Annotated in this window: 24 protein-coding genes; 14 read left to right on the top strand and 10 right to left on the bottom strand. The window is 43.9% G+C overall.

What is annotated here, in order from left to right; all coding sequences use genetic code 11:
• The first annotated feature begins 10 nt into the window (after positions 1-10).
• Positions 11-187 carry a protein MIGRI gene (locus ACQP6D_RS05570; protein WP_416384666.1) on the top strand — a complete coding sequence of 59 codons (177 nt, stop codon included), beginning with the start codon at positions 11-13 and terminating at the stop codon, positions 185-187.
• A 58-nt stretch (positions 188-245) separates the two neighbouring features.
• Here ACQP6D_RS05570 and ACQP6D_RS05565 read toward each other — a convergent pair whose 3' ends face one another.
• Positions 246-1,223: a malate dehydrogenase gene (locus ACQP6D_RS05565; RefSeq protein ID WP_267389975.1), complete on the bottom strand. Its 978-nt coding sequence runs from the start codon at positions 1,221-1,223 to the stop codon at positions 246-248.
• A 223-nt stretch (positions 1,224-1,446) separates the two neighbouring features.
• Between ACQP6D_RS05565 and ACQP6D_RS05560 the strand changes: the two genes are divergently transcribed.
• The 11 genes from ACQP6D_RS05560 (at position 1,447) to ACQP6D_RS05510 (ending at position 13,788) form a co-directional block, all read left to right on the top strand.
• The gene (locus ACQP6D_RS05560) at positions 1,447-2,214 is read left to right on the top strand and encodes a GntR family transcriptional regulator (protein WP_267389977.1); all 768 of its coding nucleotides are present in this window, start codon (positions 1,447-1,449) and stop codon (positions 2,212-2,214) included.
• Between the two features lie 139 nt (positions 2,215-2,353).
• Positions 2,354-2,734: a succinate dehydrogenase, cytochrome b556 subunit gene (gene sdhC / locus ACQP6D_RS05555; protein WP_427857654.1), complete on the top strand. Its 381-nt coding sequence runs from the start codon at positions 2,354-2,356 to the stop codon at positions 2,732-2,734.
• On the top strand, positions 2,731-3,078 hold the full coding sequence (gene sdhD, locus ACQP6D_RS05550; protein WP_267389978.1) for a succinate dehydrogenase, hydrophobic membrane anchor protein: 348 nt from the start codon (positions 2,731-2,733) through the stop codon (positions 3,076-3,078). Before sdhC ends, sdhD begins: the two co-directional genes overlap by 4 nt.
• Positions 3,079-3,080: 2 nt before the next feature.
• A complete protein-coding gene (gene sdhA, locus ACQP6D_RS05545) occupies positions 3,081-4,850 on the top strand; it encodes a succinate dehydrogenase flavoprotein subunit (RefSeq protein WP_100141523.1) in 1,770 nt (589 codons plus the stop codon).
• Positions 4,851-4,862: 12 nt separating this feature from the next.
• On the top strand, positions 4,863-5,567 hold the full coding sequence (locus tag ACQP6D_RS05540) for a succinate dehydrogenase iron-sulfur subunit (protein WP_100141522.1): 705 nt from the start codon (positions 4,863-4,865) through the stop codon (positions 5,565-5,567).
• The gene (locus ACQP6D_RS05535) at positions 5,567-5,824 is read left to right on the top strand and encodes a succinate dehydrogenase assembly factor 2 (RefSeq protein ID WP_100152102.1); all 258 of its coding nucleotides are present in this window, start codon (positions 5,567-5,569) and stop codon (positions 5,822-5,824) included. The genes ACQP6D_RS05540 and ACQP6D_RS05535 overlap by 1 nt, the downstream gene beginning before the upstream one ends.
• A gap of 73 nt (positions 5,825-5,897) precedes the next feature.
• Positions 5,898-7,181 carry a citrate synthase gene (gene gltA / locus ACQP6D_RS05530; RefSeq protein WP_100141520.1) on the top strand — a complete coding sequence of 428 codons (1,284 nt, stop codon included), beginning with the start codon at positions 5,898-5,900 and terminating at the stop codon, positions 7,179-7,181.
• Between the two features lie 198 nt (positions 7,182-7,379).
• Complete coding sequence (locus ACQP6D_RS05525) at positions 7,380-10,202, top strand: 2-oxoglutarate dehydrogenase E1 component (RefSeq protein WP_427857653.1); 2,823 nt, start codon at positions 7,380-7,382, stop codon at positions 10,200-10,202.
• A gap of 66 nt (positions 10,203-10,268) precedes the next feature.
• Positions 10,269-11,492, top strand: a complete 1,224-nt coding sequence (odhB, locus tag ACQP6D_RS05520) for a 2-oxoglutarate dehydrogenase complex dihydrolipoyllysine-residue succinyltransferase (RefSeq protein WP_427857652.1) — start codon at positions 10,269-10,271, stop codon at positions 11,490-11,492.
• Positions 11,493-11,639: 147 nt separating this feature from the next.
• Positions 11,640-13,052, top strand: a complete 1,413-nt coding sequence (lpdA, locus tag ACQP6D_RS05515; RefSeq protein ID WP_100141517.1) for a dihydrolipoyl dehydrogenase — start codon at positions 11,640-11,642, stop codon at positions 13,050-13,052.
• A gap of 175 nt (positions 13,053-13,227) precedes the next feature.
• A complete protein-coding gene (locus tag ACQP6D_RS05510) occupies positions 13,228-13,788 on the top strand; it encodes a TIR domain-containing protein (RefSeq protein WP_267389982.1) in 561 nt (186 codons plus the stop codon).
• A gap of 46 nt (positions 13,789-13,834) precedes the next feature.
• On the opposite strand, the gene ACQP6D_RS05505 is transcribed toward ACQP6D_RS05510, so the two are convergent.
• From ACQP6D_RS05505 to ACQP6D_RS05485, 5 genes are all read right to left on the bottom strand, one after another.
• The gene (locus tag ACQP6D_RS05505) at positions 13,835-14,245 is read right to left on the bottom strand and encodes an RNA-binding S4 domain-containing protein (protein ID WP_267403326.1); all 411 of its coding nucleotides are present in this window, start codon (positions 14,243-14,245) and stop codon (positions 13,835-13,837) included.
• Between the two features lie 108 nt (positions 14,246-14,353).
• Positions 14,354-15,583, bottom strand: a complete 1,230-nt coding sequence (gene pncB / locus ACQP6D_RS05500; RefSeq protein WP_427857651.1) for a nicotinate phosphoribosyltransferase — start codon at positions 15,581-15,583, stop codon at positions 14,354-14,356.
• Between the two features lie 83 nt (positions 15,584-15,666).
• Positions 15,667-16,578, bottom strand: coding sequence for a PaaI family thioesterase (locus tag ACQP6D_RS05495; protein ID WP_427857650.1), 912 nt, complete (start codon positions 16,576-16,578; stop codon positions 15,667-15,669).
• 83 nt (positions 16,579-16,661) lie between these two features.
• Positions 16,662-17,468, bottom strand: coding sequence for a segregation and condensation protein A (locus ACQP6D_RS05490; protein ID WP_427857649.1), 807 nt, complete (start codon positions 17,466-17,468; stop codon positions 16,662-16,664).
• A gap of 8 nt (positions 17,469-17,476) precedes the next feature.
• Positions 17,477-18,253, bottom strand: a complete 777-nt coding sequence (locus tag ACQP6D_RS05485) for a tRNA threonylcarbamoyladenosine dehydratase (RefSeq protein WP_427857755.1) — start codon at positions 18,251-18,253, stop codon at positions 17,477-17,479.
• A gap of 102 nt (positions 18,254-18,355) precedes the next feature.
• On the opposite strand from ACQP6D_RS05485, the gene ACQP6D_RS05480 reads away from it, so the two are divergent.
• Entirely contained in the window at positions 18,356-18,826 is a 471-nt protein-coding gene (locus ACQP6D_RS05480; RefSeq protein ID WP_100141511.1) for a universal stress protein, read from the top strand.
• Between the two features lie 175 nt (positions 18,827-19,001).
• On the opposite strand, the gene ACQP6D_RS05475 is transcribed toward ACQP6D_RS05480, so the two are convergent.
• The 4 genes from ACQP6D_RS05475 to trkA form a co-directional block, all read right to left on the bottom strand.
• Positions 19,002-19,544 (bottom strand): isochorismatase family protein, encoded by a 543-nt coding sequence (locus ACQP6D_RS05475; protein WP_267389988.1) that lies wholly within the window; start codon positions 19,542-19,544, stop codon positions 19,002-19,004.
• A gap of 109 nt (positions 19,545-19,653) precedes the next feature.
• Positions 19,654-21,537, bottom strand: coding sequence for a transglycosylase SLT domain-containing protein (locus ACQP6D_RS05470; protein WP_427857648.1), 1,884 nt, complete (start codon positions 21,535-21,537; stop codon positions 19,654-19,656).
• Between the two features lie 32 nt (positions 21,538-21,569).
• Positions 21,570-23,075, bottom strand: coding sequence for a TrkH family potassium uptake protein (locus ACQP6D_RS05465; RefSeq protein WP_100152094.1), 1,506 nt, complete (start codon positions 23,073-23,075; stop codon positions 21,570-21,572).
• A gap of 10 nt (positions 23,076-23,085) precedes the next feature.
• Positions 23,086-24,483 carry a Trk system potassium transporter TrkA gene (gene trkA / locus ACQP6D_RS05460; protein ID WP_267389990.1) on the bottom strand — a complete coding sequence of 466 codons (1,398 nt, stop codon included), beginning with the start codon at positions 24,481-24,483 and terminating at the stop codon, positions 23,086-23,088.
• 367 nt (positions 24,484-24,850) lie between these two features.
• Between trkA and ACQP6D_RS05455 the strand changes: the two genes are divergently transcribed.
• A complete protein-coding gene (locus tag ACQP6D_RS05455) occupies positions 24,851-25,753 on the top strand; it encodes a M48 family metallopeptidase (protein WP_427857647.1) in 903 nt (300 codons plus the stop codon).
• Positions 25,754-25,916 lie beyond the last annotated feature (163 nt).

Below are 25,916 nucleotides of genomic sequence, written 5' to 3'. Positions count from 1 at the left end.
TGGAAAGTAAATGATTGGACGATTACTGCGTCTGTTGATAATTGTTTTGTTTTTGGTGGTGATATACAGATGCGTACTGAGAAAGCGGAATAGAGAATCAATAAATTACTGGGTGAACAGTCTGGCGATAATATTGTTAAGTATGGCAGCGCTGATATGCTTGTTATATGTGCTAAAAGGAGACTGAAGCTTCGCTAAGATAAAACGGCCAGCAATTAGTGCTGGCCGAAAACAGGTTTGAAATGTTAAATTAAATTGCTGACTTCGGCTTTTTCTTCTTCAAGCTCGGCCAGAGTCTGATTAATGCGTTGCTGGCTGAATTCATCTATTGGCAAATCTTTGACGATAGTGTACTCACCATTTTCGCAGGTCATCGGGAAGCCAAATACCATTTCTTCCGGAATGCCATAAGAACCATCAGAAGGCACGCCCATAGTAACCCATTCGCCGTCAGTACCGATTACCCAATCATGAATTTGATCAATGATGGCATTGGCCGCACTAGCTGCAGAGGAAAGGCCACGTGCTTCGATAATTGCTGATCCCCGCTTACCAACTTTAGGCAGAAATTCGTTCTCATACCAGCTTTGGTCATTAATCATCTCTGCTATATTTTCGTTATCAATGGTGGCAAAGCGATAATCTGCATACATGGTGGGACTATGATTGCCCCAAACGCATAATTTACTGATTTTACTTACTGGCTTACCCGTTTTTTCTGCCAATTGACTGAGTGCGCGATTGTGATCCAGACGCATCAGGGCAGTGAAATTTTTAGCGGGTAAATCGGGCGCCGATTTCATGGCAATGTAAGCATTGGTATTGGCTGGATTGCCAACCACTACTACTTTAACATTGCGGCTGGCTACTTTATTTAGCGCCGCACCCTGAGTTGCGAAGATTTCGGCGTTTGCTTGAAGTAAATCGCTGCGTTCCATTCCTTTGCTGCGCGGGCGAGCGCCCACGAGAATGGCAATATCCGCATCTTTAAATGCTACTTCCGGATCATGAGTTGCAAACATATCAACCAGCAGGGGAAATGCACAATCCTGCAATTCCATCATGACACCCTGTGCAGCAGTCTGTGATTGTGGCAAATCAAGCAGTTGAAGAATAACCGGTGTATCGGTTCCAAGCATATCGCCGCTGGCGATACGGAATAGCAGAGCATAACCAATCTGGCCAGTAGCACCCGTTACGGCAATGCGTACAGGTTTTTTCATAACTTGTCCTCTTAATTAATAAATAAACACGACAACAAATAGTTTTTCTTGTCTTTACAAGGTGGTTGATAATGCTGCACCACAAAATTATGGTCGGTATGATAGCAAAATTTTGTTCAAAATTAAATTAATTGACGTAATGGAATGATGTTTTTTGAGAATATTTTAGCAATTTTTGTGATATCTTATGTCTTATATAAGACTTTGTTTACTTGAGTTAGAAATGTCGTACAATAGATTCAAACTTAATCCGCTTAAAAGGCATATTCCTCTATATCAGTCTGTCATGAAGCGGGTAGTACACCTACTTGTGGATGGCGATTTCAAACCTGGCCAGCCTCTTCCAAGCGAATGGAATCTGGCAGAGCAGTGGAAAGTCAGTCAGGGTACGATACGTAAGGGTCTGAGTGAATTGGCGGCGCGTGGTATTTTGCAGCGCCAGCAAGGGGTGGGTACTTTTGTTACTAAGCAAAACTGGGATTGGGGTTGTTTTCCTTTTACGGAAATACCTGCCTTACACAAGGATAGGCTGGAAAAAATCTGGCCTGTGGCTGAAGTATTGAGTCTTGCGGTTGCCGCTGCTGATGAAGAAACGGCTGAGCAGCTGGGTATTAAGGTGTCAGAATCTGTTTGGAAAATTATGCTGCTGTGGCGTACTGGTTATACAGAGGTGGCAGTAGATGAAATGTATTTACCTGTTGCATTATTACCGGATTTAAATGTACGTTTTGTGCGTCGCCGCGGTAGTTTTTATGCTTTTTTGTTGATTGAATATGATGTTCTGGTGGATACTGCGCAACAATGGCTCTGGCAGACTTCGCTGCGTGCAGAAACAGCCAAACTGTTAAAAGCGGATGTGGTTACATCTGCACTTTGTCTGGGGCGCCTAAGTCAGAGTGTTGACGGTGTAGCGTATGAGTGGCGCCGGCGTTATTTACAATTCGGAAGTCAGGCTTTGCAGCTTTCATTAAAAAGCTCAGCAGATTTTTGAAGACTGAATTGTAAATAATTTATCTGTTGTTTTTTGACTGGTTTGTTAAAAACTGGGTCAATTGCAGTAAATTTCGGTTTGAGGCGGCGTGAGTCGCTGGTTTTGAGTTAAATCTTCTAATAATCAAGAGGAGTTACCGATGCAAAAGGAAAGGCCAGTTTATCTGGATATTCAAAAGATACGATTACCCATTCCGGGTATTGTATCTATTTTTCATCGTTTCAGTGGTGTGGCACTGTTTATCTGTATTCCGGTTTTATTGTGGCTGTTTGCAGGTACGCTGTCCCATGAATCTGCGTTTAATACTTATCAGGCATTAGTACACCATCCTTTGGTTAAGTGCATTCTTTTTGTGCTGTTGCTGGCTTACGTTTATCACAGTCTGGCCGGTATTCGCTTTCTGCTTCTGGATATACATAAAGGTACAGAACTGAAAACAGCACGAGCTTCTGCCAAAGCTGTGGTGTTATGTGCAATTGTATTGACCGTTATTATTTATGGAGCGTGTTTATTATCATGATAGACCGTAAATTAGCTGGCGCGCACTATGGCTTGCGCGACTGGATTATGCAGCGCATCACCGCTGTCATCATGCTGGTGTATTCAGTGCTGTTTTTAATCATGATCATCTGTTTACCCCATACTTATCAGGATTGGCGCTGTTTTTTTAGCCTGACTTGGGTGCGCGTGGTAACTCAGATATTTGTGCTGGCACTGGTGATGCATGCCTGGATTGGTATTCGTGATTTATGGATGGATTACATTAAACCGGCGGGTTTACGCCTGTTTTTACATGTGGCTACTATTTTATGGCTGTTAGGCAGTCTGATTTATTCTGTTAAAGTGATTTGGGGGTTAGCATGAGTATGCCCAAGAGTTTGCCGGTACGTCGTTTTGATGCAGTAATTGTTGGCGGCGGTGGTGCAGGGCTTCGTGCGGCTCTGCAATTATCTAAAGCAGGTTTAAATACAGTGGTGCTATCTAAAGTTTTCCCAACTCGTTCGCATACGGTTGCTGCTCAGGGTGGTATTTCCGCCTCGCTGGGTAATGTGCAGGAAGACCACTGGAGCTGGCACATGTACGATACCGTAAAGGGTTCTGACTGGCTGGGTGATCAGGACGCAATTGAGTTCATGACTCGTCGTGCACCTGATGCGGTGGTAGAGCTGGAACACATGGGTATGCCATTTGACCGTGTTGAATCCGGCAAAATTTATCAGCGTCCTTTTGGCGGGCATACTGCCGAATTTGGTAAAAGAGCTGTCGAGCGTGCTTGTGCCGTGGCTGACCGTACTGGCCATGCCATGCTGCATACTTTGTATCAGCAAAATGTTCATGCTGAAACTCAGTTCTTTGTAGAGTGGGCAGCGCTGGATCTGATTCGGGATTCGGAGGGTGTGGTCATTGGTGTCGTTGCCATGGAAATGGAAACTGGTGAAGTTTACATTCTGCATGCTAAGGCTGTGCTTTTTGCAACTGGCGGTGCCGGTCGTATTTATGCTTCCTCTACTAATGCCTATATGAATACCGGCGATGGACTGGGGATTGCAGCTCGTGCAGGTATTCCATTGGAAGACATGGAGTTTTGGCAGTTCCACCCTACAGGTTTGGCAGGTGCTGGTGTGCTGATTACTGAAGGCGTACGTGGTGAAGGTGGAATCTTGCTAAACAGTGAAGGTGAGCGTTTTATGGAACGCTATGCACCTACTGTAAAAGACTTAGCATGCCGCGATGTAGTGTCTCGTGCGATGGCTATTGAAATTCATGAAGGCCGTGGTGTCGGTAAAAATAAAGATCATGTTTTGCTAAAAGTGGACCACCTAGGTGCGCAGAAAATTATGGAAAAATTGCCGGGTATTCGCGAAATTTCCATTCAGTTTGCCGGTGTGGATCCGATTAAAGACCCGATACCGGTGGTGCCAACCTGTCACTATATGATGGGTGGTATTCCGACCAATTATCATGGTCAGGTAGTTATGGCCAAAGGTGATGATCTGGAAGCTCCTGTACCTGGTTTTTATGCTGCAGGTGAGTGTGCGTGTGCATCTGTGCACGGAGCCAACCGTCTGGGTACTAATTCTTTACTTGATTTGGTGGTGTTTGGTAAAGCGGCCGGTGACCACATGATTGAGTATATTAATCAGCAGGTTGCTCATCGTGAATTGCCAGCTGATGCCGGTGAGAAAACCTTGGCACGTCTCAGCCGACTGGAAAATCAGACGAATGGTGAAGAAGTGTCTGATGTTCGTACTGATTTGCAGCGTTGTGTACAGTCGCATGCTGGTGTGTTCCGCACCGATGCCTTGTTAAAAGAAGGCGTAGATAAAATCAATGAGATAGCTACTCGTGTGGCTAAATCTCAGATTCACGATAAGAGTAAGGTTTGGAATACAGCACGACTTGAAGCGCTGGAACTGGATAACCTGATTGAAGTGGCTCAGGCTACACTGGTTTCTGCTGCTGCACGTAAAGAATCACGTGGTGCTCATGCTTCTGATGATCACCCTAAACGTGACGATGAAAATTGGATGAAACACACATTGTATTACGCTGAAGATCAGCATCTGGAATATAAACCAGTACACACTAAACCTTTGAGTGTGGAATATATAAAACCGGCTGAACGCGTTTACTAAGGAACTATCAAGATGGAAAAAATCCGCTTCCAGGTGTACCGCTATAATCCCGATGTGGATGCTAAGCCGTACATGAAAGATTATGAACTTGAAATTGAACCAACCGATGTCAAACTGCTAGATGCGCTGATTAAGCTGAAAGCACAGGACGATAGTCTGTCTTTCCGCCGCTCCTGCCGTGAAGGTATCTGTGGTTCGGATGGTATGAATATCAATGGTAAAAACGGGTTGTCCTGTCTGACGGATATTCGTAGCCTGAAGCAGCCGATTGTGTTGAAACCTTTGCCGGCCTTACCTGTAATCCGAGATTTGATTGTTGATTTTACGCAGTTTTTTAATCAATATCATTCTATTAAACCTTATCTGGTTAATGATACAGCAGCACCAACGCGTGAACGCTTGCAAACACAGGCTGAGCGTAAGGAGCTAGATGGTCTTTATGAATGTATTCTTTGTGCTTGCTGCTCAACTTCTTGCCCTTCATTTTGGTGGAATCCCGATAAGTTTGTAGGTCCCTCTGGTCTGCTCAATGCTTATCGTTTTATTGCCGATACTCGTGATACGCGTACTAATGAACGACTCGATAATCTTAATGATCCATATCGCTTGTTTCGCTGCCATACGATTATGAATTGTGTGGATGTTTGTCCGAAACACCTTAATCCGACTCGAGCCATAGGCAAGATTAAAGATTTAATGTTAAGAAGAGCAATTTGATGCAACACTTTGATGATAATGCCAAACGCCGCATTCGTTGGTTAGCTCGCAGGGGTCTGCTGGAACTAGATATTATTCTAGGCAGATTCATGACACAGGTTTTTGACCATTTGTCGGATAGTGAGCTGGCAGCTTTTGTGGCGTTAATGGATTTGCCGGATCCGGAAATTCTGGCATTAATCAATAAAGCGGAAGAATGTGCGTACCCTGAATTTGAGCCTGTTCTGGAAAAAATCAGACAGGCTGAGAGGTTGTGAAACGCCTTACTTTTGTTAATGTATTTAAGTTTAGATTATTTAAATAGAAAAATTGAAAATTAAGGAGTTAGGGATGACCAAGAACGCTATACTCAACGTCGAGGGGCAAGAGCCTTTTGAAATGCCAGTGTTATCTGGTACGCTGGGACCAGATGTGGTTGATATTCGTAAACTGTATGGTACTACCAACATGTTTATGTTTGATCCAGGTTTTACTTCAACCGCATCCTGTGAATCGAAAATCACCTTCATTGATGGTGAAAAGGGGCAGTTATATTATCGGGGATATCCCATTGAGCAACTGGCAGAACAGAGTGATTATTTGGAAACCTGTTATTTGCTTATCTATGGTGAATTACCTAATGCAGTCGAAAAACAGAAATTTGAACTGGGTGTTTTGCGTCATAACATGGTTCATGAGCAATTAACTTGGTTCTTCCGTGGTTTTCGTCGTGATGCTCATCCTATGTCAATGATGGTGGGGGTTGTAGGTGCATTGGCGGCGTTTTATCAGGATAGTCTGGATATCAGTAATCCTGAGCATCGTCGGATCGCTGAATACCGTATGATTGCCAAGGTTCCGACACTTGCGGCCATGTGCTATCGCTATTCAAAAGGTTTACCTTTCAATTATCCGCGTAACAGTCTGTCTTATACTGGCAATTTCATGCATATGATGTTTGCCAAGCCAACTGAGGATTATGTGGTTAATCCTGTGCTAGAGCGTGCTTTGGACCGGATTTTTATTCTGCATGCTGATCATGAGCAGAATGCTTCCACTTCTACTGTACGTCTGGCCGGTTCTTCCGGAGCCAATCCCTTTGCCTGTATTGCAGCAGGTATTGCTTGTTTGTGGGGTCCGGCTCATGGCGGTGCCAATGAGGCTGTACTGAAAATGCTGGATGAGATTGGTGATGTATCCCGCGTTGAAGAATTTATGCAGGGAGTTAAAGAAAAACGTTATCGTCTGATGGGTTTTGGCCACCGTGTTTATAAAAACATGGATCCTCGAGCCAAAATCATGAAACAGACTTGTGATGAAGTGCTTAATGAGCTGGGTTTACACGATAGTCCTAAATTCAAGCTGGCAATGGCTTTGGAAAAAATCGCATTGGAAGACCCTTATTTCATTGAACGCAAGCTTTATCCAAATGTAGACTTTTACTCTGGTATTGTTCTGAGTGCATTGGGCATTCCTACAACGATGTTTACTGTTTTGTTTGCTCTTGCGCGAACAGTAGGCTGGGTTTCACATTGGCATGAAATGATTGCTGACCCACATCAGAAAATCGGCCGTCCAAGGCAGTTATATACTGGAGCCGGCCGTCGCGATTATCTACCTGTAGATAAACGCTAAATTTAGATGGTGCATTCAGGCAGCTTTTTAGCTGCCTGAAACATACTAATGCTTCATCCCCATGTGTTTGCGTGGTGATCTGGAATCGGTATGTTGATATGCGGTAATCTGGAATCGGCATTCGATTCTCGAGTTGAATATTGGTAGGGGATAGTTATATTCCTGTTTTATAGTTTAAGGTAAAAAAGGGTTTTTACCATGATGGAAGAAAAAACCAGTCTTTCTTATTTATACGGTGCCAATGCTCCTTATATAGAGGAGTTATACGAGAGCTACCTGAAAGATAGAGATTCAGTTGATGAATACTGGAAAGATTATTTTGACAAAGTGGCTGCTTTGCCGGGCTATGTTGCCAAAGATATACCGCAATTACCGATTCAAGAGTCGTTTGTAAATCTGTCCAAACAGCATGGTGCTGCACAGGGCAGTGTTGATTTAAATATGTTGCAAAAGCAAGTATCAGTTTTAAATCTGATGAATGCTTATCGTATTCTGGGCAGCCGTAATGCTAATCTGGATCCGTTGAAACGGCGTCCAAAAGAATATCTGGCTGAGCTGGATCCGGCACAGTACGGTCTGACTGCTGCTGATATGTCTACTAAATTCTATACTGGCAGTGATTTTTCCCGCAGCCAGCAGCTGCCTTTGTCTGAAATTATAAATAAACTGGATCAGACATATTGTGGTACGGTTGGTGTGGAATTTATGCACATTACTCGTCCAGATGAGCGTAACTGGGTGCAAGATCGTGTAGAAAAAGATTTATCTGCCGGTAGTTATACTCCTGAACACAAACGCCGTATTCTGAAGCAGCTTACTGCTGCTGAAACCCTAGAGCGCTACCTGCATACTCGCTATGTGGGTCAAAAACGTTTTTCTCTGGAAGGTGGAGAAAGTACTATTGTTGCGCTGGATTATCTGATGCAGCATTGTGGCAGTCAGGGTGTAGAAGAAGTCATGATTGGTATGGCACACCGTGGCCGTTTGAACGTGCTGGTTAACATCCTAGGCAAAGAACCTCGCGATTTGTTTAGCGAGTTTGAAGGTAAATATACTACGACGCTACCAAGTGGTGACGTGAAATACCATATGGGCTTCACATCTGACTTGGCTACTGGTAATGGTCCGCTGCATGTTTCTCTGGCATTCAATCCATCTCATCTGGAAATTGTGAATCCGGTTGTGGAAGGTGCTGTACGTGCACGTCAGAAACGCCGTGGGGAATCAGGTCGTAAAGCAGTATTACCGGTATTGATTCATGGTGATTCTGCGTTCATTGGTCTGGGTGTGAATCAGGCTAATTTCAACCTGTCTCAAACCCGTGGTTATACCACCGGTGGCACGATTCATATTGTGATTAATAATCAGATTGGTTTTACGACTTCTGATTTACGCGATACCCGTTCTACCGTGTACTGCACTGATTTGGCTAAAATGGTTGATGCGCCGATTTTCCATGTAAACGGTGATGATCCTGAAGCAGTGAGCTATGTAATGGGACTGGCGATGGATTATCGTAAGTCTTTCGGCAAAGATGTTGTTGTGGATATCGTTTGCTTCCGCAAACTGGGCCATAACGAGGGTGATGACCCGATGCTCACGCAGCCTATGATGTACAACAAGATTCATCAGCATCCGGGTACCCGTGCATTGTATTCAGACCGTCTGGTAAATGAAAATGTGATTAGCAAAGAAGCAGCTGATGGAATGATTCAGGCTTATCGTGATGCGCTGGATAAAGGTGAGCATGTAGAACAGACCACGCTGACTGATTACAACCACAAGCATGCTGTAGACTGGACACCATATATTGGTACTCACTGGAATCATCCGGTAGAAACCGGTATTCCTGAGGCTGATATTAAACGTCTTACTGCTAAATTTACTGCGCTGCCTGAGGGCTTTACGCCACATAATACTGTTAAAAGAATGTTGGCTAACCGTGTTGCTATGGCAGAGGGTACTCAACCTGTTGATTGGGGTATGGCTGAAACACTTGCTTATGCAAGCTTAGTAACCAATGGTAATGGTGTACGTATTTCTGGTGAGGATTCCGGTCGCGGAACTTTCTCACATCGCCATGCTGTGCTGCATGATCAGAAACGGGAAAAAAGTGATGCTGGTGCTTACGTACCATTGCGTAATTTGAGTGATAATCAGGCTTCTTTCTTGGTAATTGATTCCATTCTGAATGAAGAAGCTGTATTGGCTTATGAATATGGTTTTGCTTGCAGTGCTCCAGATCGTTTAGTTATCTGGGAAGGTCAGTTTGGTGATTTTGCCAATGGTGCACAGGTTGCCATTGACCAATTTATCACTTCAGGTGAAACCAAATGGGGTCGTCTGTGTGGTCTAACGGTGATTTTACCGCACGGTTATGATGGACAAGGTCCTGAGCACTCTTCTGGTCGTCTGGAACGCTGGCTGCAATTGTGTTCTGAAGAAAATATTCAGGTGGTAATGCCGTCTGAAGCTTCGCAGATGTTCCATGTGTTGCGTCGTCAGGTATTACGTCCGTATCGTAAACCTCTTGTTATTTTCATGTCCAAACGTCTGTTGCGTTTCAATGAGTCTATGAGTCCGCTCAGTGATTTCACTGAAGGCCATTCTTTCCGACCGGTAATCGGTGATCAGGTTGAGGGCAATGAAAATACTGTTAAGCGTGTGATTCTGTGTGCCGGTCAGGTGTACTACGATATCAATAAAGCACGTATGGAACGTGATTTAGGCAAGGATATCGCGATTGTGCGTGTTGAACAGTTGTATCCTTTCCCTTACGAGCAACTGGCTGCTGAACTAAGCCGCTACCCGAATGCTACTGAAATTCTGTGGGCTCAGGAAGAACCGAAAAATCAGGGTGCATGGTTCCAGATCCGTCACCGCATTGAAGCGATTGCCAACAGCAAGCAGAAAGTTATTTTTGCCGGCCGTCCTGCCAGCGCCTCTCCAGCTGTGGGCTATATGAGCAAACATGTTGCTCAGCTGAAACAATTGGTTGATGATGCTCTGGAATTGAAATAATCCGAATCTGTAATGAATAACCGGCCACCTGTGTGGTGGCCTTTGGCCCTTTTTTAGGAGTAATCCATGATTATTGATGTAACCGTTCCCATGCTTCCGGAAAGTGTGACTGAAGCCACCCTGATGACCTGGAATAAAAAAGTGGGTGAATTCGTACAGCGTGATGAGAACCTGATGGATCTGGAAACGGATAAAGTTGTGTTGGAGCTTCCTGCTCAGCAAGCAGGTAAGTTGGTCGAAATTATTGAAGCAGATGGTGCTACTGTGACTGCTGGTCAGTTACTGGCCAAAATTGATACTTCAGCTACTGCTGAAGCATCTGCGCCAGCAGCCGCTGCTGCCCCTGCGGAATCTGCCCCTGCTGCTGCAACTTCTGCTCCTGCTGCTCCGGCAAATCAGTCTCAGGCTGGTGTAGCTATGCCTGCAGCTGCTAAGCTGGCTGCGGAAAAAGGTGTGAATACTGCTACGATCCAAGGTTCTGGTCGTGATGGTCGTGTATTAAAAGAAGACGTTGCTGCTGCAGCCTCTGCATTGGCTGCTGCTCCGACCATGGCTACTACTAAAGCTGCTACACCTGTGGCTGCCGGTGAGCGTGTAGAACAGCGCGTACCGATGTCTCGTCTGCGTTCACGAGTTGCTGAACGTTTGCTGCAGTCTCAGCATGAAAATGCGATTCTGACTACATTTAACGAAGTGAATATGAAGCCGGTTATGGATTTGCGTAACCGTTATAAAGAACAGTTCCAGAAAGAATATGGTATTAAACTGGGCTTTATGTCTTTCTTTGTTAAAGCTGCAGTGGCTGCGTTGAAGAAATACCCTGTGGTTAATGCTTCTATTGATGGCACTGATGTTGTTTATCATGGCTATTTTGATATTGGTATTGCTATTGGCAGTCCTCGTGGTTTAGTTGTGCCTATTTTGCGTGATGCAGATCAGATGAGCATTGCTGACATTGAGCAGGCCATTCATGATTATGCAGTTAAAGCTAAAGACGGTAAGCTGGCTCTGGAAGACCTGACTGGCGGTACATTCAGTATTACCAATGGTGGAACATTCGGTTCTATGATGTCTACACCGATTATTAATCCACCTCAGTCTGCTATTTTGGGCATGCATGCAACCAAAGAACGTGCAGTAGTAGAAAATGGTCAGGTAGTGGTACGTCCGATGATGTATCTGGCTCTGTCTTATGACCATCGTCTGATTGATGGCCGTGAAGCTGTGTTGACACTGGTAGCTATTAAGGATGCGCTGGAAGATCCTGCTCGCTTGTTGCTGGAACTGTAATTTGATTTGCTGGCTGCCGTATTCTCAAATTATGGCAGCTTGATGAAGATAAACCGTAATGCTGGCCACACCGAATCAAATGGCGTTTGTGCCACATTGCGGTTTTATTTTATCAGTCAGAAATATTCATGATTGAAAGGAATTTTAATGTCTCAATTTGACGTTGTGGTAATCGGTGCTGGTCCCGGGGGTTATGTTGCAGCCATTCGTGCGGCTGAGCTGGGTTTTAAAACTGCCTGTATTGATGCTGGTTTAAATAAAAAAGGGGATGGTCCGGCTCTGGGTGGTACTTGTCTAAATGTAGGTTGCATTCCTTCTAAAGCCTTGCTGCAGACCAGTGAGAATTACCATGCCGCGCAATCTGAATTTGCTGAACATGGGATTGATGTTCAGGTTAAGGGCTTTGATGCAAAAAAAATGATTGAACGTAAAGATGCTATTGTTAGTAAGCTGACAAATGGTATTGGTTTTCTGTTCAAAAAAGACAAAGTTGAAAGTATTTTTGGTAAAGGTTCTTTGGTTGGTCAGGCTGATGGTTTATGGCAGATTGAAGTAGATGCCAATGGTAACAAACAGCAGGTTACAGCTAAGCATGTGATTGTTGCTACTGGATCTGTACCGCGCCCGCTGCCAATTACTGAAATTGATAATATTAATGTATTGGATAATGAAGGTGCGCTGAATCTTGAAGCTGTACCAACTAAGCTGGGTATGATTGGTTCTGGTGTGATTGGTCTGGAAATGGGTTCTGTATGGAATCGTCTAGGCTCAGAAGTAACTATTCTGGAAGCAATGCCTACTTTCTTAGCTGCTGCTGACCAGCAGGTGGCAAAAGAAGCATTTAAGGTTTTCACTAAAGAGCAGGGTCTGAACATTCATCTGGGTGTAACGGTGAATGAAATTGTTAAAGCTGAAAACAGTGTGACGGTTAAATATACTGTTGGCGGTGAAGAAAAAACCGAGTCTTTTGATAAGTTAATTATTGCGATTGGCCGTATTCCAAATACCAATGGTTTGAATGCTGAGGGTGTTGGCCTGCAAAAAGACGAACGTGGTTTTATTGTAGTGGACGATGAATGCCGTACTAATCTGCCTAATGTTTGGGCGATTGGCGACGTAGTACGAGGCCCGATGCTGGCTCATAAAGCGTCTGCTGAGGGTGTGGCAGTGGCTGAACGTATTGCTGGTCAGAAACCGTTTGTAGATATGAATACCATTCCTGCTGTGATGTATACTCATCCGGAAATCGCTTGGGTTGGTCAGACTGAGGAGCAGTTGAAAGCTGCTGGCGTGAAGTATAAAAAAGGTCAGTCTAGTTTTGCTGCAAATGGTCGTGCGCTGGGTATGGGGCAGGCAAAAGGTTTTGTTAAGATTCTAGCCGATGCGGAAACTGATCGTGTGCTGGGTGCGCATATCATTGGGCCGGTGGCTTCTGAGCTGATTGCCGAAGCAGTAATGGCTATGGACTTTAAAGCCTCTAGTGAGGATATTACCCGTATTGTTCATGCCCATCCGACTTTGTCTGAAGCTATGCATGAGGCTGCTTCTTCTATTAAATAAATATTAGAAGTAAGTATCAACCGCATCCTCTGGGATGCGGTTTTTTTATCTTAATTATTACATTTGATTATATGTGTTTGTATTTTAAAGTTTTTTAAGTGGGATTTTGTTTATATTTACTGTAATATTTAGCGATGTGTGGTGATGGTCTGGATAATAATTGAGGAGAAATGTTATGCCCAGTAATTACAGTATTTTTTATGTTGATGAACCATTTAATGAGTATGCGGCGGGGGCGTTAATACAAAGAGACTATTTTTTTTATAATCAGCTGAAAACGTGGAAAACTCAGGATGAGCAATTTCTGTTTGATGATATTCATGCTAAAAAATATGATGTACGCGACGGTAGCGATTGGGAAGGGGTGTTAAAGCCACGTATTAAAGAGCGTTTAAACCGTGCAGATAATATTATTTTAATATTAAGTGAGGATACTTTTCAGTCACGCAGTTTGAAAGAGGAACTTGAATATGGAATCGGGCGTTTGAGGCTACCGGTAATTGTGATTTATACAGAAATACGCGAAAAGAAAGATATGCTGGTTAGTGGTAAAAATAATATGAACTTTAAGGTTCACTATTTCTGGAATAAGTTACCGCTTTTTAAAAAGTTAAAATCACAGGTGCCGGTGTTGCATGTTCCATTCAATAAAGAAATGGTAGCTAAGGCGCTTAAAAAGAGTAATTTTGTTAGGAATACCCACATTAAGCCTAATAATTATATGCTTACTATGTAAGATGAGTAGGGTACTTGCTTTATCCGAGCTGCTGTTGAATTTATATTCAGTCTTCCCAGTGTCTTTTTACCTTATCCAGCGCTCTGCGATCTCGTTTGGTTGGCCGACCATCGGGATAAGCAGCACTTATCTGGCTGGCCTGTTTGAGGGCTTTGAGTTCTGCACGTTTGGTGGCGACGCTTTCGTCTTCATTGTAGAGTAAACGTGCTTCAGAGGCGGGTCGGCGCATGTGATTGAGTTGTTGAACCTCAATTTTATAGGGCAATGAGTTAAGCGTCAGGTCTATACTGTCACCTACCTGAATATTTTTGCTGTTTTTCACTTTGGCTCCGTTTACCAAAACGCGTCCGAGCTCGATGTGTTTCTGAGCCAGAGCTCGGGTTTTAAAAAAACGTGCTGCCCATAGCCATTTGTCCAGTCGCATGCTGTTGGTGCTGGCATCGTTATTTCTGTTCATTTTTGGTGTGTCCTATATAGGTGTGTTTTTTAAATGATTTAAAGCCGGTAAAAAAGTAACTTTTCTATCTGAGTTGCTATTATAAATAATACACTGGCTTTATTTTGTTTAATATTTGTTGATATCTGGTATATCGAATACTTGGCGCAAATAAGCCAGAAATGTGCTGTTATCAGACATGGTTTTGCCAGGTGAATCAGAAATTTTGGCTACAGACTGGCCATTGCATTCTACCAGTTTTAATACGATGTTTAATGGTGTCAATCCCATGTCACAGGTGAAGTTAGTACCAATACCGAAGCTGGTTTTAAAGCGTTTGTTAAAATGGACGTATAGATCCCATGCCCGCTGTAAGTCGAGCCCATCACTGAATGTTAACATTTTGGTACGAGTGTCAATGCGTAGTTTCCGATAATGGTTGTAGGCTTTTTCACCCCAGATATACGGATCGCCGCTGTCATGGCGCAGTCCATCAAACAGCTTTGCAAAGTATAGGTCGAAATCGCGCAGGAAAGCATCCATTCCGACTACATCAGTTAAAGCGATACCTAAATCGCCGCGATATTCATGTACCCATGCTTCGAGAGCCGCTTTTTGGAAATCACGTAAACGTACATCCAGCGCCTGAAAGGCCTGAAGGAATTCATGTGCCATGGTGCCGATAGGTATTAGGCCAAATTCTTTGGCTATGTGAACATTGCTGGTACCGCGAAATACGTTGGGAGCGGCTTCGCGAAGGGTTTTTACGACATGTTTCTGCCATGTATAACGATAGCGTCGGCGGGTACCAAAATCGGAAACAATAAAAGGTGAGCTATATTGTTGCTGTTCATTAGCATATTGGTGTATCAGCTCAGCTTTATTTTTTAATCGACGTTTTCCTTCAGCAATTATTTCAGGAGTTTCTAGACGACGGAAGTAAAGTTCATTGACTATCGACAAAACAAATATCTCAAAAAACATGGCCTGTATGATCGGGCCTTCTATGCGGATATTAAGATAATGATTGTTATCGATACTGGTACTGATAAACCGACGTTTTAACTGAAACAGCTCCATGTAGTCGACAAAATCGCTTTTGATGAAGCGTAGGCTTCGCAGATATAGTAATTCATCTTCGTTGAATTTCATCTGGCATAGACGATCTAATTCCCAGTCAAGCTCTTCCAGAATATCTCCAAGCGGGTAAGCGGTTTCATGGTTATTGCGACAGCGAAATTCATAAACCCCAGTAGCTTGTGGAAACTGGTGCAGGACTACCTGAAGCATGGTGAATTTATACAGGTCTGTGTCCAGTAAGGACTGGATAATCGGCGGGCGGTTGGTATCAATAGCCATAACGCTGGGTCAACTCACTAAAATATTGCTGTTACAGAAATTGAATAACTGAATTTCTGAAATGGACAAACAATTGATTTTCTTTATTCAACTACAGGCATTTGTATCTGTGCCCGAGCAAAAGCTATAGGCTTTTCAATTCGGCTTTGCCACATGGTTGCGGTGACCTGTGAAATGTGCTTACCTGCATGAATGATCTCACATCGGGCATAACTGTCCTCTGGCCTGCCACTCAGTAAATAATCAGTTGAATAGTCAATAATTCGGGCTGGTGAAGAAAGATTTAACTCTTCCATCACATGTAAATTTATACAGCTTTGTAAAAAACCACCAATTAGGCCGCCATGTAATGCCATCTGTATAAAATCACCTATATGGTCTTGAGAAAAAGGTAGACAATATATGCGTCTATTTTCGCTATCTGTACCGATTTTTAGATTAATGGCTTTGCTGTAGGGCATCAACTCATAAGCTCTTCTTTTCAATTCTGCGTCATGATTAATTGTGGCTCTCTTTAATTCGGATCGCTCATTTTTGAGCTGTTTCACTGTTACCTGTAGCTCTGAAAGGGATATTAGTCTGTGAACAAAGGTAGCCATGCCCAGCGCAAAGGGTTGGGTTTCATCTTTTTGATAGCAATGGCTGCGTATATAGGCGATCTGTCCTTCGGTTTTGTAACAATGTGCACGTGCGTGAATAGCTTGTCCGGATACAGGTTGTTTCAGGTAATCGATTCGCATATCTAGTGTTGCTATAGATTCAAACCGTTCGAACTGGGAGGCAAGAGTACAGGCTGAAGCCATATCTACTAGCGTCGTAATAACACCACCATGGATATTGCCACTTTCTTTGTTTTCCAGCAGTTCATCTCTCCAGTCAACAGAGATGACAGGTTCATCGGATGTGCATTCACCATAAATTTTTAGCCAACGGCAATGAGGTAAATCCAGACAAGTATTAAAAGCGGTATTAAATATAGTAGGGTTGACAGCCATGACTTTATCCAGATATATAAATTTATTTATATTAGGGTTTTTCAATAAACTTGTCACTATGTGACTGGTCTCTGATGTGGCGCTTAATTGTCAGTAGATTCATTACTGGCAGCTCTAATTGATATCGGATCATCTGTTTGTTGCTGAGTAATGTACACCAAACCTTCTTTTGCGAGCTCCAGCAGTGCAATGAATGTGGTAACGACCAAAGCCAAACTATCATTACGGCAGAAAAGTTCGGTGAAATAACATTGCTGCCGAGTTTGCAGGTGTCGCAAAACCATGCTCATCTGGGCACGTACTGACAGGGTTTCTTTAATTACATTATGGCTGCGATTGTGCTGTGAACGCGCCAGAATCGCTAACCATGCGCGGGTTAAATCAGCCACCTGTACCTGAGGTGGCTGAGTGACGGCAATGAGTTCTACTGGTAGCCATGCCCAGCCGAAATCTCGTCCAGCACGAGGTAAGGCATCGAGTCCGGCTGCGGCCAGTTTCATCTGTTCATAAGCAAGCAGGCGGCGAACCAGTTCTGCGCGCGGGTCAGCAACTTCTTCTTCCGCGGCCGGTGGAGCAGGAAGGAGCAGGCGAGTTTTGATTTCAATCAGTACTGCTGCCATTAGCAGATATTCAGCCGTTAAATCCAGCTCATGCTGCTCCATCTGCTGAATGTATGAGAGATACTGTTCGGTTATGGTGAGCATTGGAATATCGAGAACGTCGATATTTTGTTTTCGGATCAAATATAACAATAAATCCAGCGGTCCCTCGAAGCTTTGTAAAACTACTTGTAATGCATCGGGTGGGATAAACAAATCCTGAGGAATTTCAGTGACAGCTTGTCCGAATAAAATGGCAACAGTGTGTTCTGCTGGGTTAACGGTATTCATGCTTGAGCTCAGGTATGTCTGCATAGATGATCAAGACACGCCTGTGCGCAACGCAGGCCGAAACTGGCTGTGACCACCATGGAAGCACCATATCCAGCGCAGGAAAGACCCTGTGGAGCGCTTGATTCTGTCTGGCAGCTACCTGCTTGTGGCGGAGTAATATTTTCGCTCGAATAAATGCAGGGTATGTGCATCTTGTTTGCCGGCTGGCGACTGAAACCATGCCGTTTGCGCAAGGTGTAACGCATACTGGCCAGCATGCGGTCATTAGTTACACGGCTTAAATCAGCACTTTGAATTAGGGCGGCATTTTTCTGTCCGCCGGCGCCGCCGGAAACAATAAATGGTTGGTGCTGTGCGATAAAGTAAGTAGCCATGGCTGCCTTGACACGCACCTGATCAATAGCATCAATAACAAAATCAAAGGGTTGTTTGAATATCTGGCTAATATTGTCAACCTCGACGAAATCTTCGATGCAGTTAATCTGACAATCGGGATTAATGTCGGCAATGCGTTCGGCCAGTGCTTCTACTTTTGGCTTGCCAATCAGGCTGATTAAAGCCGGTAGCTGTCGGTTGATGTTGGATTCAGCTACGTTGTCCAAATCAATCAGTGTAAGAGAGCCGATACCACTGCGTGCCAATGCTTCTGCAGCCCATGAGCCAACGCCACCGAGACCAACAATGCATATATGTGCAGAGGCGAATCGTTGTAAGGAGTCTTTGCCGTATAATCGTGCAATACCACCGAAGCGGCGCTGATAATTTACTGAGGAATGGAACATCTGCGACACGTAGTAAAATCCAAAAAGCCGTTTTTAGCAGGTAGTGGTATTATACTGTATCTGCCTGATGATTCGAATTGCAAAAACGATAAGGAGAGTTTCATGTACAAACATTTACTTGTGGCGGTGGATGGCAGCCATACTTCAGAAAATGCTCTGGAGCATGCTATTGGACTGGCTAAAAGTGAAGAAGCAGAATTAACAGTGGTAAATGTGGCCAATCCGACTGAATATATGGCGCTGGCACCTGAGTTTCTGCAGCATGAAAGTTACGAAGCGGCTGCATTGTCTGAAGGGAATACTGTTCTGGACGATGCGGTAAATAAGGCTTTGAAACAATTGCCGCAGGACAGAGTACACCGCCATTTGCTGATAGCTAATAAAGGAGCAAAGGAAATGGCTCAGATGCTGGTGGATTATGCTGACGAAAAAAGTAGTGATCTAATTATTTTAGGTACACATGGCCGCAGTGGTCTAATGCATTTGCTTATGGGTAGTTTTGCTGAAACAGTGATGCGTGAAACTAATTTGCCGCTCTTGATTATCCGGAGTGATACTAATGGGGAAGGTTAAAGGCTAACGCTGGTTTATTCAGAAATTGAGATGGATATATTATCCTTTAAATGAAGCTGAATCTGGGGTGATACGGATTCGGCTTTTTATTTTGTAATATTGTGCTGAGGATGAAAATAAAACTGCACCCATTTTTTATTAAGGGTGCAGTGGTAATGTGAGGACTCAGATTAAATTAACGAATGAATTTTTTGTGAATTTCTCGAAATTGTGGATTATTGGCTGAACCTAGCCATTCAAATGCTATCATTTCTCGGCTAACTATATTGCATCCATTAGACTGCATGCGAGACAGACCCAGCTCCAGATCACGTTGACGGCGAGAACCTACGGCATCGGCTACAACAAATACTTCATATCCTTGCGAACGTAGGTCCAGAGCTGTTTGTAATACACAGATATGTGCTTCTATACCGGATATGACAATCTGGCTTGCATTTTGCAGATTATCAGCTGTAAGTACACCAGCAGAATATACGGAAAAGCTTTGTTTTTGTACAATTTTAGCCTGCGGCGCAGCGGTAATGATTTCTTCACGGGTAGAGCCAATTTTATCGACACAGTGTTCGCTTATGATGGTTGGAATGGCCATATCATTTGCCAATTCGGCCAGCCATACATTGCTGTTTAGTAGTTCATCGGTGTTGCTGATGGCTGGCAGCAAGCGTGTCTGTAAATCAATCATTAATACGGCGGAGCGTTTGCGGTCTAACAACATAATTTGCTTTCCCAAGGGTTGAGTAATTTACATGATAATTATGCATTATTTGTAGGTAGCGGAGAGTAAGTACGGGTTAAGGCTGGCAAGGCTGGTAAGTGCCAGCAGGTTACCGTGCCGGTACGGTACCCATACGTTCTGTCAGCGTGGTACGCTGTTCGCCAAAAAGGTTGGCATAATAAGTGGTATTGGCCATAACATTTTTGACGTAGGTACGGGTTTCGTCAAATGGAATAGTTTCGGCATAAATGGCCCCTTCCAGAGGTGTATTTGCCTGCCATCGGCGAGCGCGGCTAGGTCCGGCATTGTAGCCGGTGGTGGTGAGCACTTCATCGCCAAACTGTTTGCGTACATTGCCCATATACCAAGTTCCCATACGGATATTGCCGCGCATGGTATACAGCTCATTACTATCCATACCTAGCCGGCTGGCGATGTCACGGGCTGTAGCCGGCATCACTTGCATCAGGCCGGCTGCACCAACGTTGGAGCGGGCGCCGATCATAAAGCGGCTTTCTTGGCGGATTAAGCCATATACCCACGCAGGGTCTATACCGGCTTCTTGAGCAAATGGTACGGCGAGCTCTTTAAATGGCGCCGGATAACGCAATTCGTAGTTGAGGAGGTTATCCGCTTTATCTGCACTGTAAATTCCCATTTCATAAAAACCATTGTTTTCTGCAAGGGTGGCAGCTGCGATTTGGGTGTCGTCGTTGAAGTTACGTGTAGCATAACGCCATTCTTGCTGAGCCAGTCGGCGCATTGGCCAGTTATTTTCTGCTTGTGCGGTTTTAAATAATGTCAGCGCACGGTGGATATTACCGTCCGCTGCTATTCTGTTCTGAACTTGCTGGCTGCTTTTGCCCACAGTGCTGCTGGTGTTGGCTTTGCTGCCCAAAGCTTCTTTAGCTAGCAACGCATAAAAATTATGTCCGCGTTGAGCTGTTTTTTGGAATATGGCGTTCGCCTGACTATTTTGCCCCAATGAGTGGTAACTGCGAGCCAGCCAATATTGCCACGTAACTTGCTGCTGTAGCGCTGTTGGCATGCTGAGGATGATGCTATTAAGTTTTTGCCAGCGCTGCAGACGCAGTGCTGAGCGAGCATACCATTCCCACATTTCGTTATTCATCTGTGATGGGGTGGCTCGGTCAAAATAATTCAGAGCTTTAGCAGAATTGAGATTGTTTGCTTGAGCCAAGCCCAATTGCGCCCAGCCGAAGCCAATTTGTTCTTTGGTGAGACTGGCAGATAGTTGCTCTAGGGTGCTAGCGGCACTGTCTTTGTTACGATTATCCTTATTGATAACTTGATACAGTAAAGCTTCTTGTGCGCCCTGACTTCCACCGGTGCTGCTGCCCAACGGATCTGGTAAGGGACTGCCTAAAGCTTGAGCTAAATTACGTGCATTAGTAATTTGATTCAGTGCCAACAGGTTGCGTACACGTCGCCACCCATTTTGGGCACTAATTTGTTGACGTGCAGCAGCCTGTTCAAGCCAGCGATTGCATCCTAATGGAAGATTGCCGGATTCCATGCTCAAACTGGCTAATAACTCATTGTCATTATCTATGCCTGCTTGTTCGGCATAGCACCGTGTTTCCAGATCGCGGAAATTTTTATCCAGAAAATCATATTGCTGGCGGAATACTGTCCAGTTGCCACGTTTACCTAACTGCTGTAACCAACTATTGCGTATGCTATTGCTCATGGCACTGTCAGGCTGATGAGCCAGAAACTGAGCCGGTAAAATGTCATCGCCATTTTTGGCTGCTTTAAGTGCATTTTGATATTGCTGAAAACTGCTGATGACTTTGTCCGGTGCTTCAGTGGCTTGCGTGCCAGGCAGGATGGCTTGACCACTGTTTTTGTTGATGGGCTGAAGTGCGACTTCGTGCTGATTGCTGCATGCGGTAAGGAGCAGCAAAGTGCCGGAAATGAGATGCTGTTGGTTAGTCAGTTTTGCTTTCAGCATCTTTAAGTGTTTAATCAATTTTTTTCCTTCAAATTTTCTCAAGTTGTATTTTATTTTTTCCAGTAAGCAGGGGTAAACAAGATAAAGACGGTAAATATTTCCAGACGTCCGAGCAGCATGATGATGATGCATAACCACTTCTGAAGGTCTGAAAGAAAAGCAAAATTATTGGCTGGACCCACAGTACCCAGCCCAGGGCCTGCATTGGTGATACAGCTGATTGCGGCTGTCAGGGCAGACAGAAAATCCATTCCACTCATCATCAAGGCAAAGCTGAATAATATAATGGTGATTACGTACACAAACACAAAGGCCATCACTGTTAAAGCTCGCCGGTCGGGAATATGGCTGCCGTTAATTTTAACCATACTTACTGCATTGGGATGCAGCATCAGCAGCATTTCGCGCAAACTGAATTTAAAGAGTACAAGCGCACGCACTGTTTTAATACCACCGCCGGCTGATCCGCCGTTAGAAAGTATGTTGGCCAGAAAAAACATCCATAAGGAGGCGATTAATGGCCATTTGGCAAAATCGGTATCGGAATAACCATTTGCCAGCCCGATGGATATTAAATTGAAAGCCGTATATCGAAATGCTTCACCCAGCGAATAAAAACTATGCCACCACAAATACAAGCTGATGCCAATGATGCTGAACAACAAAACAAATAATAGTACACGTACTTCTTCATCACGCCAGTAATAACGTAATGATTTTTTTTGTAGTGCATTAAAATGATTAGTGAAATTAATAGCACCTAGTATGGTGGCAATGCTAAGAATAATTTCAATCGGTACAGAATTAAAATAGGAAATGCTGTTGTCGTGTGTAGAGAAACCACCAAGGGAAAAAGCAGACATGGCGTGACAAACCGCATCAAACCAGCTCATGCCGGCCAGACGTAAAGCCAGCAGAGTAACGAATGTAAACAATACATACACGCTCCATAAGCGTTTGGCCGTTTCTGAAATACGTGGTGCCATTTTGCTGTCTTTGTTTACACCCGGTATTTCTGCTTTAAATAATTGAGTTCCGCCTACGCCTAGCATCGGCATGACGGCTACGGCCAGCACAATAATCCCCATACCGCCCAGCCAGTTGAGCATATGACGCCAGAAATTCAGTGACGGGGCAAGTGTATCCAGACTGGTGATGATGGTGGCACCGGTGGTGGTGAGACCGGAAATGGCTTCAAAATAGGCATTAGTAAAACCCAGTCCGGGCAAATAAATATAAAAGGGTAGGCAGGCGATCAGGGCAAAACCAATCCATAGCATAAAAACCAATGTATAGCCATCACGCGGGCGCAGTTCACGGTTATAACGCATCGTCAGCAGCCAAGTCAGCGCACACACACTCATGCTAATAGCAGCCGTAACTGCAAATGCTGAAAACACATGATCCATGTACAGTAAAGAGACTACTGTCGGTGCCAGTAGCAATAATGAAAATAAAAAACCGGTTTTGGCCACAATATGAGCAGTGGGCGCAATTTTGTTGACAAAACCTGATGCCTTATGATGCACAGTAAAGCGGTTGCTGAAATGGCTCATAACATGCTGCCTATGCAAAAAAGCCCAGTTTAACCTGAATCATTTTTTCTAGATCCTGCACCGCTTTGCGCCGAGCCACGAAAAAGATTACATGGTCTCCATCTTCTAATACTGTATCCTGATGGTACATAGTGATATTTTCATTACGTACTACTGCGCCAAAATAACACCCCGCGGGCAAACGTAATTGAGACATGGTGCGGCCGATAAGTTTAGAAGTATGGCGGTCACCGTGCAATACAACTTCAATGGCTTCTGCCGAGCCGCGGCGTAATGGATACACTGCCATGATATCGCCCAAATGTACATGAGTCAGAATAGAACCAATAGTAATCAGATGCGGTGAAATTACAATATCGATAGCACTGCCCTGCAATAAATCCACGTAACTGGAACGATTGATAATGGCCATCACGCGTTTGGCACCGAGGTTTTTTGCCAACATGGCCGACATGATATTATTTTCATCATCGTTGGTCAGTGCACAAAATACATCGATTTCATCAATATATTCGTTTTCCAGTAGGCTTTCATCCGAAGCATTTCCTACCAGAACCAGCGAATTGTTGAGGTTTTCAGCAAGCCATTCTGCACGATTTTGTTTGCGTTCGATAATTTTAATATCTAATCTAGCTTCCAGCTGTTTAGCCACGCGGTAGCCAATATTGCCACCACCGGCAATCATAATGCGACGTGTCCGCTTGGTAACTGGACGTAGTTCGCGCATAATGTTTTCCAAATAAGCAGTTGGCGTTAAAACAAAAACTTCATCACCTTCCTGCAGGATAGTGCTGCCAGTGGGAACCAGCAAACGGTTATTGCGGTAGATGGCGCAAATTTGGCAATCCACGCCTTCTTCCAAATGCTGTTTCAGTGCACTAATAGGTTGATTAATCAGCATACCACCATTTTGAGCGCGGATGACAAGTAAACGGATTTTGTCGTTGGCAAATCGCAGTATTTGTAAGGCACTAGAATGCAGTAGCAAATTAACTATCTGTTCGGTTACAAGTTGTTCAGGGCTAATGGCTTCGGTGATGTTAAATAAGTCTAAACTGGTTTTGTATTGATTGTTGCCTGTTTCAAATTCAACGAAATCACTGTAGCGTACTCTGGCAATACGATTTGGCGTATTGAAAAGCGCATAAGCAATTCGGCAGGCAGCCATATTGGTTTCATCATTTTGGGTCAGAGCCAGAATCATGTCAGCATCCTGAGCACCGGCTGTAGACAAGACAGACGGCCACGCGCCGTTGCCGACAATGGTTTGTACGTCTAGTCGCTGATTGATTTTCTGTAAAGCAGTTTCATTGACGTCAATAATAGTGACATCATTATTGGGCATTCTGGCCAGATTGCTGGCAATGGTCGAACCTACTTGTCCACAGCCTAAAATAAGGATTTTCACGTAATTTACATCATCTCTGTGGTAATCAATAGCATTGTAGCCTTTGTGGTGCCGCGTGCAAATATTGGTGTAAAACCGCGACACAAGTATAAAAAAGCTGGCTCTAATCATTTTGTTATATTTGTTCTGTTGCAAAGACGGATGTTACTAATAATTTGCTGAATATTATTAATTTTGATGGATAATCTGAGCCATTTATCTTTGTTTGTATTTTATACGCATAAGTATTGTTATGCGTACATGCTATAAGAGTGGTTTTAAAATTAAATAAACACCATATAATAAAACCATTTTTTACATTTATTACTCAATGTAAGACATTAAAAAGTGATATTTTTTCAACCAGTTGTATTACCGTGGATAAATCATGTATTCAATCAAACGGCAATCTAAACTAATTGCACTGGCTGCCATGCTTATAGCTGTAAGTGGATGTGCGCAGGTGGCTGATGTGATGGGCTATGACACCCAAACTCTTAATAGCAGTGCGGCCAAAAGCTATACTCAGATGATAGGTAAGGCTAGAGCAGAAGGGGTGATTGAAACCAACACACCTGTTGCCAGAAGGGTACGCAATGTATTTCAACGACTGGTACCATACGCCAATCAAGCAAATACTACTGGTGTTCCTTTTGACTGGCAGCTTAATGTTATCCGTAGCAATGAAGCTAATGCTTTTGCCATGCCAGGAGGAAAAATGGTGGTGTATACAGGCATTGTTGATCGTCTGAATTTAACCGATGATGAAATTGCTGCGATTATTGGGCATGAGATGACGCATGCATTGCAGGAGCACAGTAAAAAAGCCGCTGGTCAGCAAATTTTGACTAGCGTGGCATTGGAAGTAGGCAGTGCAGTGGTGCAATCTAAAACCGGTGCCAATGCAGATAATGTCGGTGTGTATAAAGATGTGCTAAGTCAATATGGCTTGACTTTACCTTTTTCCCGTTATCAGGAATCTCAGGCAGATGCAGGCGGTCTGAGGCTAATGGCACAGGCGGGCTACAACCCCAATGCTGCTATAACAGTATGGGAGAAAATGAATAAGGTTTTGGGCAACAATAGTGGTACTAGCCTTTTGTCTACCCATCCGAGCAATAATGCACGCATTAGCTCTCTGAAAAAAATGCTGCCGGAAGTTATGCCGATTTATGAGCAGGCCAGACTAAATCAGCCGGCTTTGCAAAATCCTACCGGTCGCAGCCAGTATAGTCAGGCGGGCTCAAGCTTGCGCAAAAATGCCAGTGGTAAGAAGAGAAATCGTTTCTAAGATTTTTCAGAAAGTTTGAAATATTAAAAATGGTGTAATCAATGTGAAATCACCATGATGGTATTCATTTTTATTACTGTATAGCAGCCTGTAACGGGCTGCTTTTATTTTAATCTTTACATTTTCTAATATTGACTACATCAGACTACAAATTGTTTCAATC

The sequence above is a fragment of the Snodgrassella sp. CS2 genome (genome assembly GCF_050310315.1).
Classification (GTDB): Bacteria; Pseudomonadota; Gammaproteobacteria; order Burkholderiales; family Neisseriaceae; genus Snodgrassella; species Snodgrassella alvi_E.
Note: the sequence above shows the minus strand (reverse complement) of the source record. Positions and strands in the feature narration are given on the sequence as shown.

Coding starts and splice junctions, on each gene's coding strand:
- ACQP6D_RS05570 (WP_416384666.1), top strand. CDS start 11: ATGATTGGACGATTACTGCGTCTGTTGATAATTGTTTTGTTTTTGGTG.
- ACQP6D_RS05565 (WP_267389975.1), bottom strand. CDS start 1,223: ATGAAAAAACCTGTACGCATTGCCGTAACGGGTGCTACTGGCCAGATT.
- ACQP6D_RS05560 (WP_267389977.1), top strand. CDS start 1,447: ATGTCGTACAATAGATTCAAACTTAATCCGCTTAAAAGGCATATTCCT.
- sdhC (WP_427857654.1), top strand. CDS start 2,354: ATGCAAAAGGAAAGGCCAGTTTATCTGGATATTCAAAAGATACGATTA.
- sdhD (WP_267389978.1), top strand. CDS start 2,731: ATGATAGACCGTAAATTAGCTGGCGCGCACTATGGCTTGCGCGACTGG.
- sdhA (WP_100141523.1), top strand. CDS start 3,081: ATGCCCAAGAGTTTGCCGGTACGTCGTTTTGATGCAGTAATTGTTGGC.
- ACQP6D_RS05540 (WP_100141522.1), top strand. CDS start 4,863: ATGGAAAAAATCCGCTTCCAGGTGTACCGCTATAATCCCGATGTGGAT.
- ACQP6D_RS05535 (WP_100152102.1), top strand. CDS start 5,567: ATGCAACACTTTGATGATAATGCCAAACGCCGCATTCGTTGGTTAGCT.
- gltA (WP_100141520.1), top strand. CDS start 5,898: ATGACCAAGAACGCTATACTCAACGTCGAGGGGCAAGAGCCTTTTGAA.
- ACQP6D_RS05525 (WP_427857653.1), top strand. CDS start 7,380: ATGATGGAAGAAAAAACCAGTCTTTCTTATTTATACGGTGCCAATGCT.
- odhB (WP_427857652.1), top strand. CDS start 10,269: ATGATTATTGATGTAACCGTTCCCATGCTTCCGGAAAGTGTGACTGAA.
- lpdA (WP_100141517.1), top strand. CDS start 11,640: ATGTCTCAATTTGACGTTGTGGTAATCGGTGCTGGTCCCGGGGGTTAT.
- ACQP6D_RS05510 (WP_267389982.1), top strand. CDS start 13,228: ATGCCCAGTAATTACAGTATTTTTTATGTTGATGAACCATTTAATGAG.
- ACQP6D_RS05505 (WP_267403326.1), bottom strand. CDS start 14,245: ATGAACAGAAATAACGATGCCAGCACCAACAGCATGCGACTGGACAAA.
- pncB (WP_427857651.1), bottom strand. CDS start 15,583: ATGGCTATTGATACCAACCGCCCGCCGATTATCCAGTCCTTACTGGAC.
- ACQP6D_RS05495 (WP_427857650.1), bottom strand. CDS start 16,578: ATGGCTGTCAACCCTACTATATTTAATACCGCTTTTAATACTTGTCTG.
- ACQP6D_RS05490 (WP_427857649.1), bottom strand. CDS start 17,468: ATGAATACCGTTAACCCAGCAGAACACACTGTTGCCATTTTATTCGGA.
- ACQP6D_RS05485 (WP_427857755.1), bottom strand. CDS start 18,253: ATGTTCCATTCCTCAGTAAATTATCAGCGCCGCTTCGGTGGTATTGCA.
- ACQP6D_RS05480 (WP_100141511.1), top strand. CDS start 18,356: ATGTACAAACATTTACTTGTGGCGGTGGATGGCAGCCATACTTCAGAA.
- ACQP6D_RS05475 (WP_267389988.1), bottom strand. CDS start 19,544: ATGTTGTTAGACCGCAAACGCTCCGCCGTATTAATGATTGATTTACAG.
- ACQP6D_RS05465 (WP_100152094.1), bottom strand. CDS start 23,075: ATGAGCCATTTCAGCAACCGCTTTACTGTGCATCATAAGGCATCAGGT.
- ACQP6D_RS05455 (WP_427857647.1), top strand. CDS start 24,851: ATGTATTCAATCAAACGGCAATCTAAACTAATTGCACTGGCTGCCATG.